Source organism: Dickeya poaceiphila (genome assembly GCF_007858975.2).
Taxonomy (GTDB): domain Bacteria; phylum Pseudomonadota; class Gammaproteobacteria; order Enterobacterales; family Enterobacteriaceae; genus Dickeya; species Dickeya poaceiphila.
The window spans coordinates 1,495,119-1,513,040 of the sequence record NZ_CP042220.2; the positions used below are offsets into that span (position 1 = coordinate 1,495,119).

The window sequence follows — 17,922 nt, forward strand, 5'->3', positions numbered from 1 at the left end:
ATGGGTATTTCTGGCGGCGATAAAATGCTGTCGGCACTCCAGGCTATCGCAGAAAAGACGCAGATTAGTCTGAGTGCCGGTATTCTGGCGGGGGCGACAAATGAGGATATGGGGGAGCTAATTGCTCCGTATGCTGCTGCAAATGAATACGGCACTAAAACCATCCCCCCTCGTCCATTCATGCGTACATCGATTGATAACCACGCTAAAGACTGGTCACAGCAACTGGCTAAGTCATTGGATGGTATTGGTGCCGATCCAGGCGTGGTTAAAAAAGGGTTCGATAGGTTGGGATTAACCATAGTTCAGGATATTCGAGATTCGATTGAATCATCGATACCTCCCGCTAACGCCAAATCAACTATCGATGCAAAAATCAGAAAAGGCCGTAAAGAGCCAGATAAAACGCTGATTGACTCCGGTTCAATGCAACGCGCAGTGGATTATGAAATCAATGGGGGTGATGATGGATCTGTTTAATATCACATCCGGCGCGGTGTCACTCGTCAATGATTATGTCCCTGCGGTAATAAAAATAAACACCGGTTATGTTACTGCACCCAGCGGTAAGCGCACGCCGTCTTATTCTCAGGCTGATGTTTCAGTTCAATTGCAGGAATTGTCATCAATGGATTTGAAGCAAATGGATTCATTGAATGTGCAGGGGATTACTCGCGTTGCGTATGTACACGGGAATTTCAGCGCTATAAATCGTGCCAATCAAACTGGTGGGGATATTTTGGTCGTGAATGGAAATGAGTGGCTGATCGTTAAAATAGCAGAACTCTGGTATGACTGGTGCAAACTGATAATCAATTTGCAGAGGAAAACATGACGGCTACGATATCAATATCAGAGGATGATTTAACCACGGCTCTCCGTGGTTTTTTATTGTCTCTCGTTGATGTTTCTGATTGTGTCCTTGGTCAGGAAAATAATGTTCCAATGCCGGAAATTGGCACTGATTACATTGTAATGACGCCTATTGATTCCGTAGCCACGTCAACAAACAAATGGGTTCATGACGGTGAAAATGGACAGAAAAAAACAAACAGAAATAGTCAATGGCGATGTCAGATCGATTTTTACGGGCCTAACGCACAAAACAATGCGGTCATAATTTCAACCATGATTAGAGATGAGTATGCGGCTGGATGGTTTTCTTCAAATGGTTCCGCGCTATCGCCTCTGTATTCAAATGACCCGCACCAAACAACAATGATTAACGGTGAGCAGCAATATGAGCCGCGATGGACGATGGATTTTATCGGACAAACAAACCCGGTAATAACAACACCTCAGCAATATATGACCAGCGCAAATCCAAATGCCGTACCTGTAAACGTTCAATTTCCACCTCAAGGATAAAAAATGTCGATTTCGTTAAGTAAAATCGTGCAGATTCTGCCCGGTGTACTGGCTGCATCTGGATCTGCACTTGATGTTAATGGGTTAATTCTGTCCGGAGACACACGCATCCCTACCGGAGCTGTGTTAAATTTCACAACCGCCGATGACGTAAAATCTTATTTTGGCGCACTGTCCACTGAATACACGATGGCAGCAAAATATTTCAGCGGATATAACAATGCATCACGCTTGCCGGGTGAATTGCTGTTTGCTCAATATAATGAATTGGGAGTATCTGCGTGGTTGCGATCTGGCTCCATGGCATCGGTAACGATTGCTCAATTGCAGGCTATGAGCGGCACATTATCGCTGTCGATTAACAATACCACCGTAACTACAGGTAATATTAATCTGTCAGCGGTAACCAGTTTTGCCGCAGCCGCGACCGTCATCGAGAATGCAATTAACACGGTGAAATCATCGGCTCAGGTTAGCGTTCGATTCGATACAACACAGAAAAAATTTTATATTACAACCGTTTCATCCGGCTCTAATTCAGCCATCGGTTATGCATCTGGCACGCTGTCTGCAAGCCTGCTGCTGACATCGGCGACCGGGGCAAGCTTGTCTCATGGCGCTAACGCTGCCGTGGTTGCTGATTTGTTCACAACCATTCTCGACCAGAATCAAAATTGGGTGCTGTTTACTACGTCATTCATGCCGACAAAATCACAGGGTGAGGCATTAGCAGCATGGGTAACCGGACAAAACAACCGATTTGCGTACATCCTGATGGATAATTCGGTTTATGCCGTGACCAGCGGCAGCACGAATGCATATGCATACGACATTATCAATACATACAACGATGGCGGTACTATTCCCGTTTATGGAACGCAGGAATATGCGGCATCTTTGCTGGCAATTCCCGCATCATTTAATTTCGACCTGACTAATGGGCGTCGGTCGATTGCATTTCGCGTGCAAAGTGGTCTGGCATCGAATGTAAATACTAACGCTGATTATTCTTCGTTGATTACAAATGGATATAATTTCTACGGAAAATACGCTGCAAATAACATCGTAACCAATCAGTGGTATCCGGGTTCAATAACTGGTTCATATAAGTGGATCGACGCTTACATTGGTCAGATTTGGCTTAATGCTAATTTGCAAAGTGACATTATCACGCTATTCCAGTCTGAAATTTATTTGCCGTACAACGACGCTGGTCGAGCGGCTATTCAAAATTGCATGACCAGTACAGTTGAGCAGTTTAAATCTTGGGGTGGCATTTCTGCTGGCACTACGCTGGATGATAATCAGATTCTGGCTATTAACTCTATCGTCGGAACTGATGTATCGACATCATTAACGACAAAGGGGTATTACATTTATATAGGACCGTTTACTGCTGCAATGCGTAATGCGCGTACATCACCAACAGTTTATTTGTGGTATTGCGACGGTGGATTTATTCAGAAGCTGATCGTGAATTCAGTTGAGGTTCAATAATTATGGCAAATTCATTAACGGCTGCTGATGCCATTATTCAGTTGACTGTAACAAATCTCTATCCATCTGGTTTTCAGATGGAATCATTTGAGGCTCAGAATATTTTTGACATGGGCGACACTGATTTGGCAGAAACCATTCGTACCGCAGATGGCAAATTAACTGGCGGTTTTATTTTTGGTGACCTGCCATGGACATTTCACCTGACGGCTGATTCCCCGACGCGATCTAAATTAGATACGTGGTATACGACGCAGCAAACCAGCAAAGCGATTTTTCGCTGCAATGGAATTGTTTGGCTTCCGTCGCTTGGCATGAAATACACGATGACTAACGGGATATTAAAACGGTGGAAAGTCATTCCCGCCGCCGCTCGTATTTTGCAGCCTGTTACCGGGCTAATTGAATGGGAAACCGTGACGCCGGAGAATGCATAATATGGCTCGCAAAACGTTAACATTCAAAGTAGAGGCGAAAAACCGCGATGAGGGAAAAACTTTTCTCATCACTGAAATGCCTGCCAGACAAATTGAGGAGTGGGCTATTCGCGTTGTCAGTGCGTTAATGGCTGCAAATGTCGAGGTGCCACAACCAGTATATTCCGCAATCCAAAAATTGAGCGCTGGAGCGCCAGAAAATGAGGCGGATAATGAGCTATATAACGCCGTCCTCGTTTCGGGAATGGCGGCATTAGCAAAATTCGCACTTACCGCACTGGGGAAAATTCCGTTTGCGGAATCGAGGCCTCTGATGGATGAGCTGATGTCATGCATTCAGTTCCAGGCTACACCCACCACAACGATCCCGCTCGATGACTCTCATATTGAGGAAATGTCAACGCGATTCCGCCTGAAAACGGAGGTGTTGAAACTCCACGTGGGTTTCTTGAGCGCCGTCGCAAACTAGACATCGCGCCAATGGTGAGCGATGAAATCCGGGGGTTGGCTGATTATGTCAACATACCCCGGACTATTGCGACGGTCATTTCGGCAAATCGGGCCACGCTGCATGAGCTGGATACCGTCTACGGATTAGAGGATTTGTGGGCGCTGCTTGAAATAATCACTATCGACAATTACAACGCCGAAGTAGCGCGGCGACGGAGTGAACAATAATGCCAACTGTTGTTGACGCGCTGGTTGTAACATTTGGTCTGGATGCATCTGGATTCAATAAGGGTAAAAAGGATGTCGCGGACGGCATGAAATCCACCCGCGATAATTCAGAGCAAACTGCAAAATTCATGGAGCAGCAGGGTAAACGAGCGTCATCGTTTTTCGGGCTGATTCAGAAAGAACTTTTGGCTCTTGTTGGTCTTTCACTTACTGCTACCGGCGTCACGAGTTTTGTAAAAAACACCACAAATGGATTGATGGAGATATCCACCCAATCCAAAGCGCTGCGCATGTCGGCTCAGGAGCTGGATGGATGGCGAAAAGCTGCCGAGGCTGCAGGTTCGTCCGCTGAAAAAATGAGTGGCACGCTAGGTGGATTGCAGACCAACCTTGAGGCGATGCGGCAGGGCAAGTCAACGCCGATGTCAGAAGCACTGGCGATGCTCACGGCCAGCACGGGCGTTACCGTTGATTACAATGACAATGCCAGTCAAGCGATGGCGAAAATCGCATCTGGATTGCAGAAAGAAAAAAACCAAGACCGCGCCAGAACAATCGCGCAAATGCTGGGTATTGATGACGCCACACTGCAATCAATCCAGCGTGGCGAATTCATGCCGAATGTGCAGAAGTACACGGCTAAATCGGGGATAACAGATCAGGATATCGACACCGCGCGTAAATTTAACGTGCAGTGGACAGAACTACATCAAAATCTGGAAAAAACCGGCTACGTCATATTTAACGCACTATCTCCGTATGTTCAGCAGTTCACCAATTACCTACAGGAGCTGGCGACGTGGTTATCCAGTCATCCGCAGGAAATTAAATCCGCTATCCGCTCAGTGCTGGATACGTTCAGCGAAATCGCATCATACGTGCATAAAGGAGTTGAAGCGGTAAGTGGATGGAAAAATGCATTTGAAATTCTGATTGGATTGAAAGTAGCAAGTTGGGTTCTTGGGGTTGTCGGCGCGTTTGGGTCATTGCTGAAGCTTGGTGCTGGTGCCGCCGCTGGCTCTGGCGCTGCTGCTGCCGGTTCCGGCGTCGTCATGGCCATCGCTAAGCGTGTGGGATTACTGTCGCTGCTGGCTCCGTCTGACACGCAAAGCCAGACGGAAGAAATGTCTGAGTTAGAACGACTTAAGCGCAAAAATTGGAGTGCAAATAACCCCGGCATTGCTTATCCGGAATCACAATCACAGCATCAATTAGAGCAGATAAACGACACTCAGCAGCAGGGAAATTCGGCTCAAGACCGGCAGCATCAGGATGAAAAATCATTTTGGAGCAAGGCGCTTGACATGCTGGGGAAAATTGGCGATGCCATCATCACCCCGGCTGGGGCTGCGTCAATGACGCCAAACATCCCCGGCGTTACCGCACCACAGGCATCCGGCAAAGGTAAGGCCATGCTTGACTGGATGTCTGGCGAGTTCGGGCAACTTGAGGCGAAATACGGGCTTCCTGCTGGACTGCTTAAAAGTGTCGCTACTGTTGAGTCTGGCGGTAATCAATATGCTGTTTCTGGCGCTGGTGCTCAGGGATTATTTCAGTTGATGCCGGGTACTGCGCGTGATTTGGGATTGAGTGGCAATGACTCGTTCGACCCGCACAAATCTGCGCAGGCGGCTGCAAAATACCTTAATCAGTTGTTATCGCAAACTGGCGGAGACCTCAATAAAGCATTGGCAGCTTACAATTGGGGGATTGGCAATGTGCAGCGTAAAGGGTTGGGCAATGCACCGCTGGAAACTCAAATGTATGTGCCGAAGGTATTGGCTGGTATGCCGACTGGCGCCGCAGCAACTGCACCGAGATATCAATCTCCGATAACGCAGCAATCAGCGGCCCCTGTCTATAATTTTGGTCAGGTAACCGTCACATCAAATCCGACTAGCGCCTCGGCGCTGTCAAAAGACCTGCAACAGCAGGCGGGTAATCGCTCTCGCGTGCTGGGGTTTACTGCCGGAAACTAAGCCCCGCTTCGGCGGGGAATATCGAGGAAATCATGAGAGAATTTATTGCAAGGAAACTTTACTGGCTTGCGCTTAGGTTGGGCGCAAGAAAGCGATCTTCATGTAGAGCTGAGAGCACTTTTTGTGCAACAAGCTTTGACGAAGGAACTAAAAGGTTTAATGATGCTATTGGGAGGGTGTACTACCCTGAATGAAGACATGCCGAAGAAGAAATTTCAATTGTTTTGTGACGGCTGCGTTTTCACGGGCTTCAGCGTCAGTCATGGATTTAAGGATATCGCTCTGAAGGTGACCGAATCCATCTGATATCTGCCTGCACCCATCTGGCGTCATATCAACAACAGACAGCATGAAGGCGTACTCTAATGCTCTTAGCCGTATTTTTAGTTCACGATTCTGGTTTTCTAACTCGACAATCCTTTTGTCGTTCATGATGACGCCTTTTTGCTATGTGAAAAAATATAGGGCTTGACCATAACAACACATTCAGGATTGGTAAATCCTGATAAACGATCAGCGTATTAAATTAGCCAATTCATCGAGCGCTTCGCACGCGCATTCATCCACATCGAACCAATCCCTTTGAAATGAGCCTTTGAGGAAGTCGGCTAGTGCTGGCGAGCCTTCGATGGGCTGATTTCCTGTGCGGCAAAGGTTCATTTCAAAGTAAGGTAATCGCCATGCAATACCCAACCGTATCCGTAAACGGCGTTTCCGTTCGCGTCGATGACGCCGGGCGCTACAATCTCAATGACTTGCACGCTGCCGCCGTGGCTGAGGGAAAGGCCACTGAATCACAACGACCAAGTAACTTCATCAAAAGCGCTCAAATCAAGAAATTTGTACAAGAACTGACCAAAGCTACGAAAATAGCTTCGGTTAGAGTTATCAAAGGTGGCACTCAGCCGGGTATTTGGGGTCTTGAATTGGTCGCCATTCGTTATGCCGCGTGGCTCAATGTTGAGTTTGAAATCAAGGTTTACCAGATCTTTCAGGCAGTAATCCGTAATGGCATCAGCGCCATGTCGCGTCTGAATAAAATCGATCACATCATCAATACTGAAACCAAGGAGATCAGCCAGTGCGCCAGAAAAATGGCTAGTTGGGGTGTTGGTGGACGCAAACGGCTGCTTCATTCCGTGAGGGAAATGGTGGTTGATGAGGTGCAGATGTATTTGCCGGGGGTATAGGCGTGATGCGTATCGCGTCCCTGCGCCAGTCTATTTTCTGATGAATTCAGGAGAGCGCATTTTTGCGCTGTCGATAAAATCAATGAGTTAGGTATTTTTGACAAGAAACAGAAATACTACCGAATGGATTTTAGCGGCTTCGTGATGCTGGTCATGGGTTTCAATGGCGCCAAGGCTGATGCGATTAAAGAGGCGTATATCAACGCCTTCAACTGGATGACCGCAGAGTTACGAAAACATAGCGAGAGCTACGAAGCGGAACGAAATGCTGTGATGCTTGAATACATAGACGAGTTTTCTCAGGGGATGACAATGGTCATTGAATCAGTGACCAAGTAGATCGTGGCGTGATTCAACTTACCCCAACGGGGAAAGTTGAAAATAAACAATCAAATAGCCCAAACCGGTTTGTTGATGCTTATCTTTTTGAGGGTGAGCAAGGCAAACGAGACAGCATCGTAGTAGTAGCTCAGTTGTCGCCGGAGTTTACTGCCAGACTGGTTGACCGCTGGCAGGAGCTGGAAAAAAAGATTGCAGTTCCTATTTTTGATACCGCACGAGCACTCAACGATCCGGTTTTTTTAAGAGGTAATAGTCATCTACATTTTCTATCACTCCATCATGAACGAGTGATTCAGCCAGCATTCTTTCTATAAGTTCATATTCAGGAATACCCATTTCATCGGCTTTCTTTTTGATTATGTTAACCAAATCCTCAGGTAATTCTATTTGGCGCGTGGGTATGCCGGGAATTGTTATTGGGTCAGCATCATTATCTCCATAAGCAAGCCACTCAAAGGGCACGTTCAACGCCTCAGCTAACCTAGCGATTACGTTTGGCCTTGGCTTGCTTTTTCCTAGCTCGTAGCGAGAAATTTGTGCAGCTGCCACCCCAGATCTCTTGCTCAGATCTTCTTGGGAAAGCCCCTGATCAACCCTTCTGGCAATCATTCTTTTTATGAAATGGTTTTCTTTGGTCATAAATAGTTCTTTATAGTATTGACTAAGGCTGTAAATGGAATCTATTATGATTCTGTCACGACTATTCGATACTGTAAAATACTTTTGGTGATGATATATGAAGATTCGGAAGACCATAGCAGATATTGTTGATAAGGAGGCACTTGGGCGCCTTTTTCTATCCAAGCTAAGTGCTCGCGATGATGGTTGCCTAGTTTGGACTGGATTCACCGGATTCACCGGATACGGACAATTATCGTTTGAGGGGAGAGTATGGTCAGCCCATAGAATTTCTTATGAAATGTCAAATGGTGTGATACCTCAGGGTGCTAACAAATGGTGGGTGCTTCATACGTGTGATAACCCATGCTGTTGCAACCCAGATCACTTGTACTTGGGGGACGCCAAAGACAACGCTAAAGACATGATTGACCGCAAACGGCAGCGGATGGGGTTCAAAAGGCACGGATGGGGAGAACAGGAAAGGTTCGGTCGAGTTTTTTATGAGATTAGCGGAGAGATAAAAACAATTTTTGAATGGGCTGAGTTTTTTGATGTTAATCCATGCACCCTAGAGCAAAGGATTGCAGCCGGATGGCCTGAAAAAGACCTTGGCATGTCATCTAAATCCTACAAAAGACACCTGAAAAGCGATGGGAAAACAAAATACAAGAGATTTTCTGGATTGAAAGAAGTGGAAGACTACAAAAATGAAGCCTCGATAGCTGCAACTAACGAGGCCTCGATATCAACAAATCGTGATGGAATTATTGATATGAATACCTTAGCAAAAAATACGACATCCAGCACCAATGAAGTTGCAAATTCAGGTTTCATTTTTGAAGGAAGTGAAATACGCGCGGTTATGCGCGATGGAGAACCGTGGTTTATTGCCTCTGATGTTTGTAAGTCTTTAGACCTATCAAACCCTTCAAAATCAGTAGCATCGTTGGACGATGATGAAAAACAAATCTTCAACGGCGACCCTAACTTCAAGTTAGGGTCGGCAGGTAACGGAGCGCAGAGCATGATCATCATCAATGAATCCGGCCTGTACACTCTTATTCTCCGCTGCCGTGATTCAATAAAACAAGGTACCTTACCTTGGCGCTTCCGCAAATGGGTGACCAATGAAGTACTACCATCCATTCGAAAAACTGGTCGTTATCAGATTGAAGAAAAGCGTCAAGTTGTTCCAGTATTCCGCTACGTTATCACTCTTCATTACCGAGATATTGTCACCGGACAAGAGGAAACTATCAGTGGGGGAGCAAACACTCCAGAGGAGATTGTGCGCGGAACGGCTAAGAAATTCGGGATTTTCATTCCTGAAATGCTAAATATGCCAGTTAACGCATACTACTGATTTAGTGGCAAAATAATCGAACACACCAAACCCGTTTAGACGGGTTTATTACCTATGGATTTATCAGGAGATGTAATGTCTTTCTCGCTTAACGAAACAACCCTGTTATCCGCTGTTAAAAGCAGAAGTATTTTCTCTGTCATTAATGGCGCATTTGCACCTACTTATGGCATTTATTACAACACGATTGATAAGAATAATACCGACAAGACAAAAGTAGTCGGACAGAAGGTTTTTACTCCTAGCGGTTGGGGTTCTATTGAGCAATCCGCCGATGCTGTAATCGTGAATTCACCAATTGAAAAAGGCTCTTATACTTCATACAACAAAGTTAAGAAGCCGAGAGAAATCCGCGTTCAATTCTTGCTTGAGGGATGGTCAGCATTTAGCGGGGCATTACCTAACCTGACCAATTTCAGTATGCTGAGCCGCTCAAACCTCATTGATATTCTTGATGAAATGCGTACCAGTGCGAGCACGTACAATATCGAAACGCCGGACGGTGTTTTTGAATCGTATGACCTGGCTCATTATGATTACTCGGTTACCGCGAAAAATGGCCAGACACTGCTAAAAGTCAGTGCGGTATTTCAGGCCGTCATGCAAACCGGTGAAGTGGTTATATCAAGCTCAACAACCAAAGAACAAAAGACAGACAACCAAAGGGGAACCCGGAATGGTGCAATTTCAACAAGCAAAACTATATCAAATACGACACCTGTAACATTAGATGAAGCTAAAAAAGCGTGGGCCTCTGCCAACTCTGCAACTGCATTTGCCAAAGCCCTTTCAACAACCGGAAGCGCAATTGTTTCCGGTGTTGTGTCTGCCGCTGAAACTGTTAGTGAGGCATATGACGAAGCCACCAATGCTAATGCCGAACAGATAAAAGACTATGTTTCTAGGTTTGTTAAGGAGATTTTATAATGTTGAGTATTGCTATTGCGGCGGAAAAATCACAAGAAATAAGCATTACACTAGGCGGTCAATCTTGCCGAATAAAAATACACCAAAGAACTACCGGCCTTTATATGGATCTCTACGTTGGTGAAAAAGCAATAATGCAAGGCGTTATATGCCTGAATTGCAATCGAATGGTGAGATATAAATACCTCGGTTTTATCGGCGATCTGGTTTTTTCTGATATGGAAGGTGATACCGACCCGGTATGGGATGGCCTTGGTAGTCGATACAAACTCTACTATTTAGAGGCATCTGATTTATGACATACGAACGCCGCGACATTGAAATAAAATTCAAACTGTCAGAGGGTTCGTTCGATGATAAAAAAGAAAATGACACTATCACGCTAAAGGGTTTCAAGTGTGAGGTGAGTGTGTCGGCATACGGTGGCGCTACCGGCACCGTAGCCAATGCGCGTATTTACGGACTGTCGATGGATATCATAGCCAAGTTGACATCAAGAACGCGCCGGATTATCGCTCAGAAACAAAACCAGATTGAAATTATCGCCAATGACGAGCGTATTTTTTCCGGCTCAATCACCAGTCCAATGATTAATGCTAACATGATGCCAGAAGCTCCGATAGAAATTATCGCGCAGGCCACGGCGTATGAACGGACAATACCATTCCCGGCCACGTCAGTGGCCGGGAAGACCACGGCTCAGGATTTAATAAAAGGCATAGCCGGGGCAGCTGGATTTTCGTTTTACAACGCTGACGTTGATGTTGCTGTTGATAATCAGCGTTTTGATGGCAGCGCTATAGACCAGATACAAAGCATTGCCCGTGCATATGGTTTTAATGCTGATATTGACGTTGGCAAGGTAACCATTTATACCGGCAAAAATCCGATTGATGACAAAGTCGTATTGATTTCTGCTGACCACGGCATGATTGGTTATCCCATATTTACTGAATTGGGGATATCAGTCACCTGTCTGTATTCGCCGTTAATTAAGGTGTGCCGCAAAATTCGCATAGAGAGCGATTTACCACACGTTAGTGGGGATTATCTCATTCAGGTGGGTACGTCACATTACCTATCGTCTCAAATTGAAGGTGGCCCGTGGTTTTCTGTGATAACTGCGACGCCTACGGAGTGGGTGCAATGAATCCGATCAATCAAACCCCGGCAGATATATCGTGTGAGGGCAATTCGCTGGCGTTCGTGTTTCGGCAAATGCTATCAAGATGCTCATTTGTCGAATTGGCTCAGGTGACCGCTATTACAGGCTCGACCCTGACGGTAAGGCGGTTTGTTAATCCTGTTGATGCGTCCGGTAAAAAAATCAACGATACAGACCTGATTTACAACGTTCCGTTTATGCGGTTACAGCATGGGCAAAGCGCGGTAATCATGAATCCGTCTGTGGGTGATGTTGGGCTGATTTTGGTCTGTGACCGGGATATCAGTCTGGTTAAAAGCAGTGGGGCGCAAGCCATCCCCGGCAGCAAAAGAGAGCACAACCTTGCTGACGCGGTATACCTCGGCGGAATCGGGTTACTGAACCCTACACCCACGCAGTATATCGAATTCGCTGATGGTGGTATCACTATCATGGCTCCTAATGGAATGCACATTATAGGCCCGGTGACAACAACCAGCACAATTACCGCCGCGGGAGACATTAGGGCGGGTAATATATCAGTGGAAAATCATGCTCATGGCGGCGTACAATCGGGGGGATCGCTAACCTCAGGGCCGCAATAATGAATAAAAAAATCGTGCTGTTACTTGCATTGTCTGCCGCTGGATGCGCAATGACGCCGGAGCAAATAAAAGAGTATCAAAGGACTGAATCGGAAACGTATGAGCCAGTAAAAGAATTTTGGCCCAATGGTCACGGAAGGACATGGTATAAATCGGTTAAAGAGCTGAAACAAGATTATCTTTCTCATACGGGCAGCAATTTGACAGCTGATACCAGCAAGTGCGGGACGGATAAGAATTGTTACCACACCGCTTATCTGTCCGCGTTTGATAACGGCATCCGTGAATTTGATGAAAAAGAAAAACAAGCTGCCGACAAAAAAGAGAAAGACTGTCAGGCAAGCAAGGAGTGCATGGACAACCGATCCATTACAAAATACAGCCAGCAGTTGCAGATGCGCTATCAATACCTGCTGTCATCAAATCCCTATCAGCAATCTGACATAGATTATGCAGTGCGCACGATATGCGAGCGTGCCGCAGGGCAACAGTCAATTGGCGTTCCGCTAGATGAAGTCGTAACGAGATTGCAAGACGCGCCGGGGCTTGACCCTAACTCGCGCATTGCGATTGTTGATATAGCTAAGTCGTGCTGGAACCTGCAACAATTGAAATATGACTGGAAAAAGTCACTCAGGGTTTAACATCGGCAGACATCGAGACCGCACCAATACTGTTACTGATGCAGTATTGAGTAATCATGTGGGGAAATCATTGGTTGGCAGCAATCATGAATAAAACAACAGGTTGTTGGTTCCCCTTCCTAATGCTAAGTTTGTGGAATAGGGAGGGGTTAAATGGCTCAGACACAAAAAAAAGGATTTCGTGACACTACGATAATGCTAATCTCTCACATAGAGACCGGTAGCATTCTGGACGCTTTTACTCTTAAGCGCGTTCTATCAGATGTTGAAAAGATTCAAGATGAGCCAACAAAGCTGATGATATCGGCTTTGGCTTACGGAGCTGCAGCACAACACGAAAAGGCGGTTTCATTTTTCAAAGAAGCAGCATCATATCGTGACGAGATCTCAGCACAGAATTATCTTACTTATCTTGGGCATACTGGTCATTTTGAGGATTATCAAAATGAAGCGGTAAGGCTTGGCCGTGAAATAAACAGCTTTAATCTATGCATTACGGCAAGAAACGCCGCGTATGCTGATGGCGATGGCGAGCTTACATTATTTTTTGCAAGGAAGGCCATATCCATGATAAGTGATGATAATGAGCGCAATGAAATGCAAATGGATGTTTTAAATAAGAAAAAGCAATTAGAAGATTTTATAGAGGTTACAAGCCTTTATCCGTCTGAGCTAAAATCTCTTTCGCTTATTGCCTCAACCATCGCAAAAAATCACAACGCATTAGCAACATCACATGATTACTACACTAGTGATGATGGAGATGCTGCGATCATCTGCAATGTTCTTTGCGATGATGCGGAGAAGCTGGCTAACATGGATATAGACATTGCAATTGCGCTGGCAACAAATGATTCTTTTGCAAGCAAAAATCTTACAGCTTGGTATCGAGGAAACATAGAAACGGAGATTTCAGCATCATGAGCATAAAAGGGAAAGATTTTGTCTCTGCCGCAAAATCCTGCTTGGATTCTGGAACCGAATCTGGATTGAGAAGCGCGATTTCTCGTGCTTATTATGCCTTTTACCATGAAACTTGCGGAATACTTACCCATTGCCCTCCAACTACACATGATGGTGTTGTTGAATACCTCACCAAAGATGCCAGGAGAAAAAATGAGCCGTTTGAGTTCATTGCATTAGTTCAACTTGGCGCTGTTTTGAAGCAGCAAAAAATGCAAAGAAAACGGGCTGATTACAAGCTTGACGAAACGATTAGTGCATCAGAGGCCATCACTTCTATAGCTGTGGTTGAAAGAATGCTGGCAAAAATAGAAGAAATGAAAGCAAAGGCAGCATAATAAACTTTTAATATCTATAGCCCGACCATCGGTTTTTTGTTGCGCGTCCCTGCGCAGCGTGGTCTGTGAGTAATTCCAAGTTAACGCAGTCTTGCCGGTAGCTCGTTATTCTTTAGCCTGATCCATGCTGATATGTTTATTGAGTCGCTGGGCGCCTGAACATCTACGCCACTGGTCAGCTTCAGCACAGCGTCACGCGATAGTGACAGGATTGCTGAGAACTCATATCCGTAATCGCAGCACACCCCATGATACGAGGATTGCAATTGCTGCATGACTGGCATTAGCTCCCTGAAAATGGCCTGTGAGCGGTTGGCGTAATCCCATAGCCACACCAGACGATTCATTTCCTGCACGGTAAGCGCTGGTGATGGAGGTGTTGCTGGTAGAGATTGCTTGCCGAGGAATTCACCCTCTATGACCTTTGCGGCCAAATAGTCCATCGCTTCTGCTGCCTGTTTTGGCGAAAGCTCATCGATATGGTTAACGCCAAATTCTCGGTGGATCATTTTGTAGATGGGCTGATATGGGATGCCGTACTTACCCATAATCCGGTTTACTAAGCTGCGCAGCGGGGTGCGGTCATCAACAGTAGTCTTTTCGATATCTTCGTAATTTTTAGTGTATTTCCCAGTTTCACGGATTGATGGTAAAACATCAGCAGTGACCCATTTTCTAACGCGATACGGAACGGTTCCGGGTTTAACAGCATCACGACAGCGAAGAATCAGTGTGTACATGCCAGACTCACTAACAACAGACATTATCTGCCGACCTCCACGGGTGTAAATTAAACTTACATCCTTTTCATCATCATCCAGAGCCATAAGCGAAACGCGGGAGTTAGTCAGATTCAAGGCGTCACATAAATCCGCGGCAACAAACCAAGGATCACCTTTTTTCATCACAACGCGAATATCTCTATCGTCAAACTTAAAAATGGTGATATCAGCATTTACTTTTGCCATACTCTTCATGTCGGTTTCTCACAGGTTACTGGCAAATTAGAGGCCCCAGCTATCGCAAGTAGTTGGGGCTTCGTCGTGTTAGTAGCCAGTGGCTACCAATGTTGAAATGTTAGTATCCGTGGGCTATCATGTCAACTCAATATTTGAGCAAGGTAATTTTTATGTCAGCACCTAGAAATCCACAGTTCAACGTCAGAATCCATCCGGAATTAAAAGAGAAGGTGGCGGCTCTTGCAGAAAGGAATAAGAGATCCATAAACGCTGAAATTGTTGCCGCCTTAGAGGCGTGGGTTGAGGCCGCGTTTACCACTAATCCTGCGGGTAGTCTTACTGAGATTGCTAGATCACTAGAAGGGTTAAAGTTGTTAATTGAGAAGCAGCAAACGCCAAAACAATAGGATTAATGTGATGGGCAATAACCGGCGTTGCGTAGGGTGGCCGGGCGCTCAAAACCGCAAACAGTCGGCGGGCATATTCCCCTTTCGGGTGTTGTATTAGCCGCACGCCCGGCCATATATCCAAAATTCAGGCACAAAAAATCCGCAAGTCTATCGGGTGCGGTATCCGCTGTTTGTGGTGTTTTGAGCACCTGACGGAACTATATTCTGAAATTAATTAGATTGTCAATTACCACAGATGGTGTGGTGTCGGGAGGTTAGAAACGGCCCAAAAGATACCGCGAACTTATTCCCCATTGCTGGGTGTTGTATTCGTTGCCCTCCCGACATTATTCGGGGTGTGGTCGCGCACTGCGCCCACTGAATGACAGGCATAAAAAATCCAACGCTATCGGGGTTGGTTAGGACCGCTTTTGGAGAGGTTTCTACGCCTCGTGACACAGAATGTAGCTGATAGTGATCTGGGCGTCAACAAGGTTATTTGAATGACAATAATAAACCCGGCAAGCCGGGTTTAGTTTGGTGATTAGTGCAGCTTGTCTTTGCTGATCACTAGCAGCCTGTGGCGATGACACTCTTTGTCATGACCCCAGCAGAATTCAGACCACGTAGTATAGAAGTCGTCCCATGATGTCATAAATGTCAACGGACGCGATTCTTGCGTGCCATCTGATACATATACATGATATCCAGTTGCAGACATGGCCCACGAAATCATTCGTTCCCAAAAGCGGCGTCCATCAGGAGTTTGCTCTTCATCAGATACGACAATCGAGTAGCTTTCTAAAAAAAACTCAAAGAAAACTTGGGGAAGACCTCGGACGGCACTGTCATGCTGGGCCTGAATGGTTCGCCATACCAATATCTGCGTGCATGTTTTTTTAGCGTTTATGATGTCATGCCGAAACAGCAGTTTAACGGCGTAAACGGTTTCTGAATCTTGCGAATCAGTAATCAGTCGGTAGTGTTCGTTATCACGAGATTTAACCAGTCGATAGCCAAATGGCACAACAAAGCCCGGCAACGAGAAATCCTCTATGCCTTTTTGCAAAAAAGAGCTGGTATGCTCGATGTTGTTTTTGATAACGCTGAGCTTTCTGTCGAAGTCCGCTTCCGGGATCATGTATGGCATAGTTGTATTCTTAGCTGCTGTTTGCATATGTCCCCCACAATGATCGGGAGTCCTTTCGTTTTGCGCGTACTAGATTAGCTACTGGATTTGGCAAATCAAAACCTTTACTTGTTAAATCAAAGCTTGACCGAAAATGGTTAACCGCGCAACGCAAGAATCATATTTTTTTTGTAAAACGCAAACGAGAACCGCACCTTTTGATGGTTGATTACAAATAAACCCTGTACAGGCGATCAGTCTTTACCTAACGCGAGTTTTTGTCTACGCACTTCATTTGTGTGGCGTCAGACCGATTGCTAACTATGATTGAGCCAGGTTAATGAAATCCCTTGTACAAATGGGGATTTGATTATGCGCTATTGATTTTTTTGTTTGCCTGTGAAAGTAAACCATGGCTTGACTCGGTGTTTACTATAAACTTAGCCCTAAGATTACTAGATGCATTACAGGTCATTCTAACCATTGGGCTGTAGTGAATGGCGCGCACTGGTGGTCTTATGTTAATGGATTACACAATATTGTTAGTAATTACAGAGGTTTATATTATGAGTCACGCACTGAGAAAGTCCGAGCGGTTGTACATCCCCCCGCGTGACAAAGGCGTGGTGGCATCTCCACGTGCGGCAATGGGAAGCGACTGCGCACACGCAGATCAGGTAAAGAACGCCTTTGCTTTTGGTTTTGCTCGTTACGAAAAGGCGATGGAAGATCTCTCTAAGGTGTAAAGCACACGCATGGCCGAGTTTATTGATGGAGTTCATTACCTTTCCGAAGATGATCTGATTTTTATCAATAAAAGTTTGATTGAGGCGCAAACACCATCCGAGCCTGTTTGCGTTCTCAATCCAAACAATCTCAGTTCATCGCAATCCAGACCAAGCCTGACGAGATATTATCAGCAAACAGATGACATGTTTGTCTTGGCCGCGGCTCTTATTGAAAGCCTGATACAAAATCACCCGTTTGCGAACGCCAACAAGCGTACGGCTATGATGGGTGGTTATATATTTTTGCTAATCAATGGCTACGAGCTGACGGCACCGGGTGATGACATTGTCACTATGGCTGAGGGGCTGGCCTGCAAGACGTACACCTGTAGAGAATTGGAAGATTGGCTTGCTTACTGGTCGCGGACTTATGATTCACGTGAACTTTGCCATCCATCTGACATGTCGATCTCCGATATATTGCAGCAACGTGGCGGCGTAAATCAGCCTTGAGCTTACTCGCGACATCATCACACCCAACCCGCTCCGGCGGGTTTTTTATTGCCTATGAACTTTATATGCATTGCCTCCGGGCCATCGCTAACAGCCAATGACTGCCGA

General features: G+C 45.7%; 24 protein-coding genes and 2 pseudogenes. 23 read left to right on the plus strand and 3 right to left on the minus strand.

Annotated elements, in window-relative coordinates:
- From Dpoa569_RS06580 to Dpoa569_RS19520, 12 genes and pseudogenes are all read left to right on the plus strand, one after another.
- Complete coding sequence (locus Dpoa569_RS06580; protein ID WP_042871480.1) at positions 1 to 480, plus strand: hypothetical protein; 480 nt, start codon at positions 1 to 3, stop codon at positions 478 to 480.
- Positions 464 to 835, plus strand: a complete 372-nt coding sequence (locus Dpoa569_RS06585; protein ID WP_227983144.1) for a hypothetical protein — start codon at positions 464 to 466, stop codon at positions 833 to 835. The genes Dpoa569_RS06580 and Dpoa569_RS06585 overlap by 17 nt, the downstream gene beginning before the upstream one ends.
- On the plus strand, positions 799 to 1,368 hold the full coding sequence (locus Dpoa569_RS06590; RefSeq protein ID WP_227983146.1) for a phage neck terminator protein: 570 nt from the start codon (positions 799 to 801) through the stop codon (positions 1,366 to 1,368). The genes Dpoa569_RS06585 and Dpoa569_RS06590 overlap by 37 nt, the downstream gene beginning before the upstream one ends.
- A gap of 3 nt (positions 1,369 to 1,371) precedes the next feature.
- A complete protein-coding gene (locus tag Dpoa569_RS06595; RefSeq protein ID WP_042871473.1) occupies positions 1,372 to 2,865 on the plus strand; it encodes a DUF3383 domain-containing protein in 1,494 nt (497 codons plus the stop codon).
- A 2-nt stretch (positions 2,866 to 2,867) separates the two neighbouring features.
- Positions 2,868 to 3,302, plus strand: coding sequence for a phage tail fiber protein (locus Dpoa569_RS06600; protein WP_042871471.1), 435 nt, complete (start codon positions 2,868 to 2,870; stop codon positions 3,300 to 3,302).
- A gap of 1 nt (position 3,303) precedes the next feature.
- Positions 3,304 to 3,771, plus strand: a complete 468-nt coding sequence (locus Dpoa569_RS06605) for a hypothetical protein (protein ID WP_042871469.1) — start codon at positions 3,304 to 3,306, stop codon at positions 3,769 to 3,771.
- A gap of 11 nt (positions 3,772 to 3,782) precedes the next feature.
- Positions 3,783 to 3,980 carry a hypothetical protein gene (locus Dpoa569_RS19515; RefSeq protein ID WP_042871467.1) on the plus strand — a complete coding sequence of 66 codons (198 nt, stop codon included), beginning with the start codon at positions 3,783 to 3,785 and terminating at the stop codon, positions 3,978 to 3,980.
- The gene (locus tag Dpoa569_RS06610; protein WP_042871465.1) at positions 3,980 to 5,959 is read left to right on the plus strand and encodes a lytic transglycosylase domain-containing protein; all 1,980 of its coding nucleotides are present in this window, start codon (positions 3,980 to 3,982) and stop codon (positions 5,957 to 5,959) included. The genes Dpoa569_RS19515 and Dpoa569_RS06610 overlap by 1 nt, the downstream gene beginning before the upstream one ends.
- 45 nt (positions 5,960 to 6,004) lie before the next feature.
- The gene (locus Dpoa569_RS06615; protein ID WP_128569743.1) at positions 6,005 to 6,265 is read left to right on the plus strand and encodes a hypothetical protein; all 261 of its coding nucleotides are present in this window, start codon (positions 6,005 to 6,007) and stop codon (positions 6,263 to 6,265) included.
- Between the two features lie 374 nt (positions 6,266 to 6,639).
- Complete coding sequence (locus Dpoa569_RS06620) at positions 6,640 to 7,149, plus strand: KilA-N domain-containing protein (protein WP_042871462.1); 510 nt, start codon at positions 6,640 to 6,642, stop codon at positions 7,147 to 7,149.
- A gap of 36 nt (positions 7,150 to 7,185) precedes the next feature.
- Positions 7,186 to 7,443, plus strand: a pseudogene (locus tag Dpoa569_RS06625) (Rha family transcriptional regulator); the annotation flags it as partial.
- A 47-nt stretch (positions 7,444 to 7,490) separates the two neighbouring features.
- Positions 7,491 to 7,673, plus strand: a pseudogene (locus Dpoa569_RS19520) (phage antirepressor KilAC domain-containing protein); the annotation flags it as partial.
- A gap of 40 nt (positions 7,674 to 7,713) precedes the next feature.
- On the opposite strand, the gene Dpoa569_RS06635 reads toward Dpoa569_RS19520, so the two are convergent.
- Positions 7,714 to 8,130, minus strand: coding sequence for a helix-turn-helix transcriptional regulator (locus Dpoa569_RS06635; RefSeq protein ID WP_042871460.1), 417 nt, complete (start codon positions 8,128 to 8,130; stop codon positions 7,714 to 7,716).
- A gap of 97 nt (positions 8,131 to 8,227) precedes the next feature.
- Between Dpoa569_RS06635 and Dpoa569_RS06640 the strand changes: the two genes are divergently transcribed.
- From Dpoa569_RS06640 to Dpoa569_RS06675, 8 genes are all read left to right on the plus strand, one after another.
- Complete coding sequence (locus Dpoa569_RS06640) at positions 8,228 to 9,475, plus strand: BRO family protein (RefSeq protein ID WP_128569742.1); 1,248 nt, start codon at positions 8,228 to 8,230, stop codon at positions 9,473 to 9,475.
- 75 nt (positions 9,476 to 9,550) lie between these two features.
- Positions 9,551 to 10,402: a phage baseplate protein gene (locus tag Dpoa569_RS06645; RefSeq protein WP_042871459.1), complete on the plus strand. Its 852-nt coding sequence runs from the start codon at positions 9,551 to 9,553 to the stop codon at positions 10,400 to 10,402.
- Positions 10,402 to 10,701, plus strand: a complete 300-nt coding sequence (locus Dpoa569_RS06650) for a phage baseplate plug family protein (protein ID WP_042871457.1) — start codon at positions 10,402 to 10,404, stop codon at positions 10,699 to 10,701. Before Dpoa569_RS06645 ends, Dpoa569_RS06650 begins: the two co-directional genes overlap by 1 nt.
- On the plus strand, positions 10,698 to 11,552 hold the full coding sequence (locus tag Dpoa569_RS06655; RefSeq protein WP_042871453.1) for a baseplate hub protein: 855 nt from the start codon (positions 10,698 to 10,700) through the stop codon (positions 11,550 to 11,552). Before Dpoa569_RS06650 ends, Dpoa569_RS06655 begins: the two co-directional genes overlap by 4 nt.
- Positions 11,549 to 12,151, plus strand: a complete 603-nt coding sequence (locus tag Dpoa569_RS06660) for a Gp138 family membrane-puncturing spike protein (RefSeq protein WP_042871451.1) — start codon at positions 11,549 to 11,551, stop codon at positions 12,149 to 12,151. Before Dpoa569_RS06655 ends, Dpoa569_RS06660 begins: the two co-directional genes overlap by 4 nt.
- Positions 12,151 to 12,795, plus strand: coding sequence for a hypothetical protein (locus tag Dpoa569_RS06665; protein WP_042871449.1), 645 nt, complete (start codon positions 12,151 to 12,153; stop codon positions 12,793 to 12,795). The genes Dpoa569_RS06660 and Dpoa569_RS06665 overlap by 1 nt, the downstream gene beginning before the upstream one ends.
- Positions 12,796 to 12,948: 153 nt before the next feature.
- Positions 12,949 to 13,719: a hypothetical protein gene (locus Dpoa569_RS06670; RefSeq protein WP_042871447.1), complete on the plus strand. Its 771-nt coding sequence runs from the start codon at positions 12,949 to 12,951 to the stop codon at positions 13,717 to 13,719.
- Positions 13,716 to 14,096, plus strand: coding sequence for a hypothetical protein (locus Dpoa569_RS06675; protein WP_042871445.1), 381 nt, complete (start codon positions 13,716 to 13,718; stop codon positions 14,094 to 14,096). The genes Dpoa569_RS06670 and Dpoa569_RS06675 overlap by 4 nt, the downstream gene beginning before the upstream one ends.
- A gap of 80 nt (positions 14,097 to 14,176) precedes the next feature.
- On the opposite strand, the gene Dpoa569_RS06680 is transcribed toward Dpoa569_RS06675, so the two are convergent.
- Positions 14,177 to 15,073 (minus strand): P22AR C-terminal domain-containing protein, encoded by an 897-nt coding sequence (locus Dpoa569_RS06680; RefSeq protein WP_042871443.1) that lies wholly within the window; start codon positions 15,071 to 15,073, stop codon positions 14,177 to 14,179.
- A 152-nt stretch (positions 15,074 to 15,225) separates the two neighbouring features.
- Between Dpoa569_RS06680 and Dpoa569_RS06685 the strand changes: the two genes are divergently transcribed.
- Entirely contained in the window at positions 15,226 to 15,462 is a 237-nt protein-coding gene (locus Dpoa569_RS06685) for an Arc family DNA-binding protein (RefSeq protein ID WP_071604319.1), read from the plus strand.
- Between the two features lie 526 nt (positions 15,463 to 15,988).
- Here the strand turns inward: Dpoa569_RS06685 and Dpoa569_RS06690 are convergent.
- Positions 15,989 to 16,621: a hypothetical protein gene (locus tag Dpoa569_RS06690; protein ID WP_042871441.1), complete on the minus strand. Its 633-nt coding sequence runs from the start codon at positions 16,619 to 16,621 to the stop codon at positions 15,989 to 15,991.
- A 518-nt stretch (positions 16,622 to 17,139) separates the two neighbouring features.
- Between Dpoa569_RS06690 and Dpoa569_RS06695 the strand changes: the two genes are divergently transcribed.
- Positions 17,140 to 17,319, plus strand: coding sequence for a hypothetical protein (locus Dpoa569_RS06695; protein ID WP_042873977.1), 180 nt, complete (start codon positions 17,140 to 17,142; stop codon positions 17,317 to 17,319).
- A 9-nt stretch (positions 17,320 to 17,328) separates the two neighbouring features.
- Complete coding sequence (locus Dpoa569_RS06700) at positions 17,329 to 17,814, plus strand: type II toxin-antitoxin system death-on-curing family toxin (protein ID WP_042871439.1); 486 nt, start codon at positions 17,329 to 17,331, stop codon at positions 17,812 to 17,814.
- The last annotated feature ends 108 nt before the right edge of the window (positions 17,815 to 17,922 follow it).